Raw genomic sequence first — 9961 nt, 5'->3', positions numbered from 1 at the left:
GACTCGGCGTGGTTTTACGTCAGAATGAGCCGACTCGGCAGTCGGCGGGGGGTCAGCGGGACAGGGCCCGCTTGAGGAGGGCGAGGGTGACCTCGCCCATGGAGGTGCCGTCGTGCTTGGCGGCGAAGGGGAAGACGCTGGTCTCGGTGGCGCCGGGGGTGATGGCGACCTCGAGGACGACGAAGCTGCCGTCGGGGGTGACCATGAAGTCGGTGCGGGAGATGTCGCGCATGCCGAGCAGCTCGTGGGCGCGTACGGCCGTCTCGCCGAGCTCGGTGAGCAGGGCGTCGGGGAGATCAGGGCGCCCGAAGCCGACGAACTCGGCGGTGTAGCGCGCCGCGAAGTCGAACTCGTGGCCCTTGCTGAAGTCGATGGCGATCGGCGTCAGCGGCTTGGTGCCCTCGTCGGTCTCGTGGACGACCACGGAGACGTCGATGCCGGCGTAGAAGCGCTCGATGAGCGCCTCGTCGCAGTAGGCGTAGGTCTTGACCAGGGCCGCCGGGAGAGCGGAGAGTCCGTCGACGCCGGTGACGCCGAGCGCCGAGCCGCCGCGCGAGGGCTTGACCACGACCCGCTCGCCCATCCGCGAGATGACGTGCTCCATCAGCACCGGAGCACCGACGTCGCGAAACGTCGTGGACGACAGCGAGACCGAGTCCGGCACCGGGATGCCCCCGCGGCGCAGGAGCTCGCGGGCAGCGGCCTTGTCGAACGCGACGCGGCAGGAGGTGGAGACGGTGCCGACGTACGGGATCCCGATCAGCTCCAGGAGCGTCTGGATCTCGCCGTCCTCACCGAACTGTCCGTGCAGAGCCGGCAGTGCCACGACCGCCTTGTCGCGCTCGAGGTTGTGCAGCAGCGCCCGGTCGAAGTCGTACGCAGCCACCTCCACTCCCAGCGCCGACAGCTCGCGCACGAGGTTGCGGCCGGAGGCCAGCGACACGTCGCGCTCGTGGCTCAGCCCGCCGGCGATGACGGCGACGGGCCCGGGAAGAGGAGGTTTGCTCATGGCTTCGTTCTAACAGACGGCCGGGACGAGCCGTCAATCTCAGGTGTGGACGACCAGCTCAGATGTGGACGACCGGGCAGGTCAGGGTGCGGGTGATGCCTTCGAGGCTCTGGACGCGAGCCACGACCATCTTGCCGAGCTCGTCGACATTGCGGGCCTCGGCGCGGACGATCACGTCGTACGGACCGGTGACGTCCTCAGCCAGGGTCACGCCCTGGATCTTGCCGATCTCGGTGGCGACCTCTGCGGCCTTGCCGACGTCGGTCTGGATGAGGATGTACGCCTGTACGACCATGGTGCTGCTCCTGTTCTCCGTGCCTTCCTTGGCACAACGTCAGGCAAGTAACCTATCGCGTTATCTGTCGCTCGACCTACACCGACCCTGGGGATAAGACAGGTCATGCGTGTCCCGGTATCTCCGCGCATGGCGAGGAGGGTTGGATACAGGTATGGCTTTTCCGAGGGACACGACACTCGCCGACGTCGGTGAGTTCGGGCTGATCACCGAGATGACCAAGCACTTCGCACAAGGGGAGCACGTGCTGGTCGGCCCCGGCGACGACGCCGCGCTGCTGCGGGTCAAGCAGGGTCACGTCGTGGTCTCGACCGACCTGCTCGTCGAGGGTCGTCACTTCCGCAGGGACTGGGCCGAGGCGTCCCACATCGGCCACCGGGCAGCCGGCCAGAATCTCGCCGACATCGCCGCGATGGGCGGGGTGGCGCACTCGATGACCCTCGGTCTCGCCGTGCCCTCCGACCTCCCCGCCGAGTGGGCGGTGGACTTCGCGGAGGGGTTCGCCGCCGAGTGCTCGCTGGTGGGCGCCTCGGTCGTCGGCGGTGACGTCACCGGTGCCGATCAGATCGTCATCTCGGTGACCGCCATCGGTGCGGTCGCCCAGGCGCCGGTCCTCCGTTCGGGCGCGGAGCCCGGCGACGTACTCGCGCTGTGCGGTCGCCAGGGATGGGCCGCTGCCGGCCTGGCGATCCTCAAGCGGGGCTTCCGGTCACCTCGGGTGCTGGTCGACGCCTACCGCCGCCCGCAACCGCCGTACGCAGCCGGCCCCGCCGCCGCGGCGGCCGGTGCCTCGGCGCTGATCGACGTCTCCGACGGGCTCCTGGCCGAGGCCAGGCACATCGCCGAGGCCTCGGAGGTCTCCATCGACGTGCACACCTCTGCGCTGACCGTCCCCGACGAGCTCAAGGCGGTCGCCTCGGCGACCGGCGCGGACGCGCTCGCGTTCGTGCTCGGCGGGGGAGAGGATCACTCGCTGCTCGCCGCGTTCCCGCCGGAGGTCGAGCTGCCGCAGGGGTGGGCCGTGATCGGGACGATCGGCGAGCCCGGTGGTGAGCCGGTCACGGTCGACGGCGAGGTCTACGAGGGGCCGGCGGGGTGGACGCACTTCTGAGAATCGGGCGACGGTTCGTCTAGGTATGCAGCCGAACCGTCACTTCCCGCGTGGAACTCCGGCTGGGAAGTGACGGTTTCTCTGCATACCTAGACGAACCAACACCACGACCCGCCGACGACAAAGGCCGCCACCCCGAGGGGTAGCGGCCTTCGACGAAGAATCAGCTCAGCGAGCGACCTTGCCGGCCTTGATGCAGGTCGTGCAGACATTCATACGCTTCGGGGTGCCGCCGATGACGGCACGGACGCGCTGGATGTTGGGGTCGAAGCGGCGCTTGGTCGCCTTCTTGGACCACGGCCGGTTGTTGCCGAAGCCCGGCTTCTTGTCGCAGATGTCGCAGACGGCAGCCACCGTGAACTCCTGAGGTTGAATAGATGATCGAGGTCGAATAGATATTGCCGGCGAGCGCGATGAACGGCTGCCCAGCCGAGACAACCGAACAAGCGTAGCCCGTCCGGCTGTGACGAACGAAATCGTCAGTCGCCGGAGCGGCGATCCCGCCATCGGTCCAGTGGAGCGGCCAGCGCGGTGGCCAGCTTCCACCGCTTCGACCCGCGCAGATCGTCGATCTCGGTGCGTTGACCGGCCAGCTGCTTGCGCTGCGACTCGAGCCTGCGGCGCTGGTCAGCGACGACCTCGCGGAGCCGGGCGACCTCGTCGCGCAGCTCGAGGCCGTGCTCGACCCAGTCGGGCAGTCCGGGGGTCTGCGGAAGGTCGGGGGAGAAGCCGCGGCGCAGGACGATGTAGAACTCGATGTCGTTCGCCGGGGTCGGCAGGATCTTCTCGACCGACCAGCCGGTCAGCCCGAGACGGCGCAGCTCGGTGATGATCTCGGGGAACGAGCGGTCGGTATAGGTCCACACGTGGCAGTCGACGTACTCACCACGGCGGGCGCGCTCGACCTGGGCCAACGTGTAGCCGAGGTCGTGGATGCAGGTCTCGGCCTCGCTCGGACCGCGGTGGTGGAGCCGCTTGGGGTCGTGGTCGACCGCGGCGCGGTGGTGGTCGAAGACGGCACGTACGGACGGGATGGTGTCGCCCGCCTCGTGCGCCTGCAGGATCTGGCCCATCGTCGTGGGTGGGCGGTGGGCGTCGAAGGTGTAGCGCCGGTCGGGGACGACCAGCACCAGGGCCCCGTCGGGGGCGACGACGGCCTCGACCTGTGCCAGCCATCCGACCAGGTCGGGCACGTGCTCGACGACGTGGCTGGCCAGCGCCCAGTCGAAGGGTGCGCCCTGCTTCGCGGCCTCTTCGAGCGTACGCATCCGGGTGCCGTCCCACATCGGATAGTCGATCTCGGGGATGGCCTCGAGGGTCACGTTGGGGTTGTCGGTGTTGGTCTCGTAGAGCCGGTCGCGGTCGTAGAGGTCGAGATAGGACACGTCTGCGGCGCCGCGGGGGACGAGCGGCTTGTGCAGCGGCCCGATCTCCAGGCCGTGGCCGGTGGAGAAGTCGAAGATTTCGGCGACGCGACGAGCACGTGGGGACGGGGTCGGGATCGACATCCGGAAGTCCTTCGGCGTAGGGAAGTCTCCACACTAGGGATGAATCGTCACCCGTGCGGGGCGCGACCCGGCAGAACTTGTTACTCGCTCGTGTCTTTGCTGCAGCCTCGGATTTGTTCACCCGTCGTTTACCCCGTACCCAGGCACGGCCTAACCTTGGGGCCGCGACGCCGGGAAGTGTGTCCGGCGTCACAGGTTCTGGCTGCATGCAGGGTGTCGAGGAGTAGGGAGGCAGAGTGGCCGAGGTCAAGCTCGATCTGTTCCGCCGGTTCGGCGACCTGGCGACAGACGCGCTCGCGTCGCACCGCGAGGAGATCGACGCGCTCAACGTCTTTCCGGTTCCCGACAGCGACACCGGGACCAACCTCTACCTGACCATCGCCGCGGCCCGCGACCGGCTGCGTGAGTTCACCGGATCCGACTGGCGGGAGGGGCTGCGCGCCTTCTCGCGGGGCGCGCTGCTGGACGCCCGTGGCAACTCCGGTGTGATCCTGGCCGAGATGATCGGCGCGCTGCTGCGCCGCCTGATCCAGGCCACCGCTGACGAGCGCACCGCCGTCGTCTTCGCCGACGCGCTGCGTAACGCCGCCAACGCTGCCTACGCCGCGGTGGGGGAGCCGCAGGAGGGCACCATGCTCAGCGTGCTCCGCGCCGCCGCGGACGCGGCCGAGGCGTGCGTCGAGATCGACGACTCCGCGCGCACCCGCGACGTGATGTCGGTCGCCGCCAGTGCGGCCCGCGCCGCCCTAGCCCGTACGCAGGAGCAGCTGCCGACGCTCGCCGCCGCCGGGGTGGTCGATGCCGGTGGCCGCGGGATCTGCGTGCTCCTCGACGCCTTCGACACCGCCCTGACCGGACGCCGCCCGAGCCCCCAGGCCCCGACCCCGCACATCCCCATCCCCATCCCGATCACGGCCGGTCTGGGCGCGGCGGACGGTCATGCGTTGGAGCCGGGTGGTCCGGCCTACGAGGTGATGTACCTGCTCGACGCCGAGGACGCCGCGATCCCGGATCTCCGCAAGCGGCTCCAGCCGCTCGGCGACTCGCTGGTCGTCGTCGGCGGCGAGGGCATCTGGAACGTGCACGTCCACGTCGACGACGTCGGCGCCGCCATCGAGGCCGGGATCGGCGCAGGACGGCCGCACCGGATCCACGTGACCCACTTCGCCGAGCAGATCGCGGGCCAGGCCTACGGCCACGCCACCCGCAGCGGCCGGGCGGTGATCGCGTTCGCGGCCGGGCCGGGTCTGGCCGAGCTCTTCCGTGGTGCCGGCGCGATCGTGATCGAGGGTGGCCCGCATCGGCGCCCGACGACCTCGGAGCTGCTCGAGGCGATCACCGCCTCCGGGGCGTCCGAGGTGATCGTGCTTCCCAATGACGCGCCCACCCGGCAGTCCGCCGAGGCCGCCGCGCGCACCGCCGAGGACGACCTCGACATCAGCGTCGCGGTGATCCCGACCCGCAGTCAGGTGCAGGGACTGGCAGCGATCGCGGTCCACGAGCCCGGCCGGAAGTTCGACAAGGACGTGCTGGAGATGACCGCCACCGCGCGACACGCACGGCACGGCGCCGTCACGATCTCGAACACCCGAGCGATTACCATGGCCGGGCCATGTATGCCGGGCGACGCGCTCGGGGTGCTCGACGGAGACTTCGTCAAGGTCGGTCAGGACCTGGAGACATGCGCGACCTACGTCCTCGCCCGGCTCATCGGCGGTGGTGGCGAGCTGGTCACGCTGGTCTCCGGCCTGGAGGACCCCACCGGCGAGCTCGCCCAAGGCGTCGCGGCGTGGCTGGCTGCCAACCATCCGGCCGTTGATGTGATGGTGTACGACGGAGGCCAGGAGCGTTACCCCCTCCTGATGTCGGTCGAGTAGAGGAGAAGAGACGGTGGCGATCACCCTCGAGTCGCCGATCGAGGCCGTGCTGGGCAACAGCAAGCACGCCACGAAGTTCACCAAGGGTCTCGGCCTGCGCACCGTGGGCGACCTGCTCTACCACTTCCCGCGGCGCTACCTGCGCACCGCCGACCTCAGCCAGACCCCGCAGCTGCACGAGGGCGAGATGCTCACCGTGCTCGGCGAGGTGGTCCGCAGCGTCGTCCGCCAGCACACCGACCGCCGCACCGGCCGCCCCGCCTACCGCGTCGAGACCCAGCTCAAGGCCGGCACCGCCGACCTGCAGCTGACCTTCTTCTCCAAGTCCCAGCGGATCGCCGAGTGGCGGCGCGGCGTGCTCGCCCCAGGTGTCCGCGGCGTCTTCGTCGGCAAGGCGGGGTCGTTCCGCGGCGAGTGGCAGCTGGCCAACCCGCAGATGGTCGTCTTCGGCGACGACGACGCCGAGAACGCCGCCGAGGCGGCCGACAACCAGATGGCCGTCGAGGAGCTGACCGAGCTCTTCCCGATCTATCCCCTCACCGCGGGGCTCCAGCACTGGGACGTGATGCGCGCGGTGCGGTTCGCCCGGCAGGTCGTCGAAGACGTCACCGACGTGCTCCCGGAGCAGCTGCGGGAGACGTACGACGTGCCGGGGCTGCGCGACGCGCTGGACCTGATCCACGCGCCGCATGAGCTCAAGGACGTCCAGCGCGCCCAACACCGGTTCCGGTTCGAGGAGGCGCTCGGGCTGCAGCTGGTTCTGGGCCGGAGGAGGAGGGCGCTCCAGGCGCTCGGCACCACTGCCCGCACCGGCGGGGTGCACCATCTGCTCGAGGCCTTCGACGAGCGGCTGCCGTTCACCCTCACCAAGGGGCAGGAGACGATCGGCGAGGAGCTCGAGACCGCGCTGGCCCAGCCCCACCCGATGAACCGCCTGCTCCAGGGCGAGGTCGGCTCCGGCAAGACGCTGGTCGCGCTGCGCGCGATGCTGCGGGTCGTCGACTCGGGTGGCCAGGCCGCGCTGCTGGCGCCGACCGAGGTGCTCGCCCAGCAGCACCACCGCTCGATCACCGCGATGCTCGGTGACCTGGCCGCCAGCGGCCTGGCCGGAGGGCTCTTCGCCGGCGACCAGGAGCAGACCCATGTCGAGCTGCTCACCGGCTCGATGACCAAGACCCAGCGCAAGGGACCGCTGAGCCGCATCGCCACCGGCGAGGCCGGGATCGTCGTCGGCACCCACGCACTGCTGCAGGACCAGGTGATGTTCGACGACCTGGGTCTGGTCGTCGTCGACGAGCAGCACCGCTTCGGCGTCGAGCAGCGCGCCGCTCTGACCGACAAGGCCGGCACCCCGCCGCACCTGCTGGTCATGACCGCGACGCCGATCCCGCGCACGGTCGCGATGACCGTCTTCGGCGACCTCGAGGTCTCGACGCTGACCGAGCTCCCGGCCGGACGGGCCGAGATCCAGACCAACCTGGTCTCCCTGGTGGACCACCCCGCGTGGATCGCCCGGGTGTGGGAACGCGTCAAGGAGGAGGTCGACAAGGGCCACCAGGTCTACGTGGTCGCACCGCGGATCAGCGGCGACGAGCCCGAGCAGGGGGAGAGCGACCAGCGCGACTTCGACGCTGACGGCAACGAGGTCGCCTCCGCCAAGGGCCAGCTCTCCGCCGTCGACGAGGTCACCGAGGAGCTGACCACCGGCCCGCTGCGCGGGCTGAACGTCGCCAAGCTCCACGGCAAGCTGCCCGCCGAGGAGAAGGAGCGCACCATGAGCGCCTTCGCCGCCGGCGACATCGACGTGCTGATCGCGACCACGGTGATCGAGGTCGGCGTGGACGTACCCAACGCCACCACCATGGTCATCCTCGACGCCGACCGATTCGGCGTCTCCCAGCTCCACCAGCTACGCGGCCGGGTCGGCCGTGGCGGACTGCACGGGCTCTGCCTGCTGGTCTCTCACGCCGAGGCCGGCACCCCGGCCCGGACCCGCCTGGACGCGGTCGCCGAGACCACCGACGGGTTCGCACTCTCCCGGGTCGACCTCGACCAGCGCCGCGAGGGAGACGTGCTCGGCGCCTCCCAGTCGGGCCGGCGATCGAGCCTGGAGAGCCTGCGGGTGCTCCGCGACGAGGAGACGATCCTGCAGGCCCGCGAGGCGGCCGAGTCGCTCCTGGAGAAGGACGTCGAGCTCACCAGTGCGCCGCTGCTGGCCGAGCGGGTCAGCGAGATCGAGGAGTCCGCCTCCGCCGACTACCTCGAGAAGTCCTAAGGTGTCCCAATGACTCGGATCATCGGAGGCGTCGCGGGAGGGCGGCGCCTACTCGCTCCCAAAGGGGTGCGGACCCGTCCCACCACCGACCGGGTCCGCGAAGCGCTCTTCTCGGCGATCGAGTCCTCCTACGGTTCCCTGGCCGGGCTGCGCTTCCTCGACCTCTACGCCGGCACCGGCGCGGTCGGGCTGGAGGCATGGTCCCGCGGCGCCGGGGTCGTGACCCTGGTCGAGTCGGACCGGCGTACGGCCGGGGTGATCCGCTCGAACGCCAAGGAGCTCGGCTTCCCGCGGGCCAACGTGGTCGCGGCGAGCGTGGCGAGCACCCTAGTGACGCCGCCGGCGGCTCCGTACGACATGGTCTTCCTCGACCCGCCCTACCCGCTCTCGGACGACGCGGTCGCCGAGGACATCGCGCTGCTGGTCAAGCACGGCTGGCTGGTGCCGGGTGCGCTGGTCGTCGTCGAACGGTCCGCGCGTAGCCCCGAGCCGGTCTGGCCCGACGGGTTCACCGGACAGAAGTCGAAGAAGTACGGCGAGACCACGCTCTGGTACGGCACTGCGCCGGAATGATCGAAGGAGAATCGAAGACATGACGCGTCGCGCGGTGTGCCCGGGGTCGTTCGACCCGCCCACCTTCGGCCACCTCGACATCTTCACCCGCGCCGCGGCGATCTTCGACGAGGTCGTCGTCGCCGTCGGGGTCAACCCGTCGAAGTCGAAGCGCCTGTTCACGCCCGAGGAGCGGATGGAGATGATCACCGAGATCACCGCCCCGCTGGGCAACGTCCGGGTCCAGGCGTTCACCGGACTGGTCACCGACTTCTGCGTCGAGATCGATGCCCAGGCGATCGTGAAGGGGCTGCGCGGCGCGCCCGACCTGGAGTACGAGGCGCCGATGGCGCAGATGAACGCCCACATGACCCGGGTCGAGACGGTCTTCCTGCTCAACGACCCGCGCTGGGCCGCGGTCTCCTCCAGCCTGATCAAGGAGATGGCCACTTTCGGTGGGGATGTGTCGGCTTTCCTGCCGCCGGATGTTCTTGCACGACTCACCAAGCGTTTGGCAGAACGTTCCGAGTAAGGGGCACGGTTCGCCGGTATCGTTTATCAGCGCTGCCCGTCATTCTTTCTCTGGAGATCAATGTCCACCTCAGGCCGTTCACCTCTTTCCTTGGCCAAGCAGTCCTACGCCGCTTCCCTCAAGGCTCTCGGTCGCGGGCTGACGAAGACGGGACTCGCGAAGGAGACCGCTCCGCCGGTCGAGCAGCGCTGGCGTCACTGGACCCACTCGCTCACCAAGGTCTACGACTCCCTGGCGATGGCCAAGCTGGACGTGCCGTGGTGGACCTACGACGCGATCACCGCCGTCGACGCCTGGCTGAGCGAGCGCGAGCGCCCGATCCGGGTCTACGAGTACGGCTCCGGCGCCTCCACCATCTGGCTCTCCCGCCGCGCCGACGAGATCCACTCCGTCGAGCACCACAAGGGCTTCGGCGAGATGATGCAGGCCGAGCTCGCCGGCGAGGAGAAGATCTCGCTCCGGGTCATCGAGCCGGTCCCCAACGACAACCCCGTGATCCCCTCGCAGAAGGAGGGCCACGCCGGCCTCGACTTCGAGACGTACGTCAACTCCATCGACGACGTCGACGGCGAGTTCGACCTCGTGGTGATCGACGGGCGCGCCCGCGAGGCGTGCCTGGAGAAGGCCAAGGACCGGCTCGCTCCCGGCGGGATCATCGTCTTCGACAACAGCCGCCGCAAGCGCTACGTCGAGGCGATCGCCGCCTCGGGGCTGAAGGAGACCATCCACGCCGGCCTCACCCCGACCCTGCCGTACCCCGAGCGCACGTCGGTCCTGACCAAGGGGTGATCTAGGGTCCTCC

At 69.7% G+C, this 9961-nt stretch carries 10 protein-coding genes; 6 read left to right on the top strand and 4 right to left on the bottom strand.

The window, feature by feature from the left end:
• Positions 1–52: 52 nt before the first annotated feature.
• Together ACFVDI_RS07135 and ACFVDI_RS07130 are read right to left on the bottom strand one after the other, a co-directional pair.
• The gene (locus tag ACFVDI_RS07135) at positions 53–1009 is read right to left on the bottom strand and encodes a D-alanine--D-alanine ligase (protein WP_378902124.1); all 957 of its coding nucleotides are present in this window, start codon (positions 1007–1009) and stop codon (positions 53–55) included.
• A gap of 58 nt (positions 1010–1067) precedes the next feature.
• Positions 1068–1304 carry an Lrp/AsnC family transcriptional regulator gene (locus tag ACFVDI_RS07130; protein WP_008358330.1) on the bottom strand — a complete coding sequence of 79 codons (237 nt, stop codon included), beginning with the start codon at positions 1302–1304 and terminating at the stop codon, positions 1068–1070.
• Between the two features lie 154 nt (positions 1305–1458).
• Between ACFVDI_RS07130 and ACFVDI_RS07125 the strand changes: the two genes are divergently transcribed.
• Positions 1459–2415, top strand: coding sequence for a thiamine-phosphate kinase (locus tag ACFVDI_RS07125; RefSeq protein ID WP_378902121.1), 957 nt, complete (start codon positions 1459–1461; stop codon positions 2413–2415).
• Between the two features lie 168 nt (positions 2416–2583).
• Here the strand turns inward: ACFVDI_RS07125 and rpmB are convergent, their stop codons facing one another.
• A complete protein-coding gene (rpmB, locus tag ACFVDI_RS07120; RefSeq protein ID WP_183546560.1) occupies positions 2584–2769 on the bottom strand; it encodes a 50S ribosomal protein L28 in 186 nt (61 codons plus the stop codon).
• 125 nt (positions 2770–2894) lie between these two features.
• Positions 2895–3923: a class I SAM-dependent methyltransferase gene (locus tag ACFVDI_RS07115; protein ID WP_378902118.1), complete on the bottom strand. Its 1029-nt coding sequence runs from the start codon at positions 3921–3923 to the stop codon at positions 2895–2897.
• Between the two features lie 236 nt (positions 3924–4159).
• Between ACFVDI_RS07115 and ACFVDI_RS07110 the strand changes: the two genes are divergently transcribed.
• From ACFVDI_RS07110 to ACFVDI_RS07090, 5 genes are all read left to right on the top strand, one after another.
• Positions 4160–5800 carry a DAK2 domain-containing protein gene (locus ACFVDI_RS07110; RefSeq protein ID WP_378902115.1) on the top strand — a complete coding sequence of 547 codons (1641 nt, stop codon included), beginning with the start codon at positions 4160–4162 and terminating at the stop codon, positions 5798–5800.
• Positions 5801–5813: 13 nt separating this feature from the next.
• Positions 5814–8075: an ATP-dependent DNA helicase RecG gene (locus ACFVDI_RS07105; protein ID WP_378902112.1), complete on the top strand. Its 2262-nt coding sequence runs from the start codon at positions 5814–5816 to the stop codon at positions 8073–8075.
• 9 nt (positions 8076–8084) lie between these two features.
• Positions 8085–8648 carry a 16S rRNA (guanine(966)-N(2))-methyltransferase RsmD gene (gene rsmD, locus ACFVDI_RS07100; RefSeq protein WP_378902109.1) on the top strand — a complete coding sequence of 188 codons (564 nt, stop codon included), beginning with the start codon at positions 8085–8087 and terminating at the stop codon, positions 8646–8648.
• A gap of 19 nt (positions 8649–8667) precedes the next feature.
• Positions 8668–9159: a pantetheine-phosphate adenylyltransferase gene (coaD, locus tag ACFVDI_RS07095; protein ID WP_378902106.1), complete on the top strand. Its 492-nt coding sequence runs from the start codon at positions 8668–8670 to the stop codon at positions 9157–9159.
• A 90-nt stretch (positions 9160–9249) separates the two neighbouring features.
• A complete protein-coding gene (locus ACFVDI_RS07090; protein ID WP_378902103.1) occupies positions 9250–9948 on the top strand; it encodes a class I SAM-dependent methyltransferase in 699 nt (232 codons plus the stop codon).
• Positions 9949–9961 lie beyond the last annotated feature (13 nt).

This window comes from Nocardioides sp. NPDC057767, from assembly GCF_042798275.1.
Taxonomy (GTDB): Bacteria; Actinomycetota; Actinomycetes; order Propionibacteriales; family Nocardioidaceae; genus Nocardioides.
The sequence above is the reverse complement of the archived record's forward strand: the minus strand, read 5'-3'. Positions and strand labels throughout refer to the sequence as shown.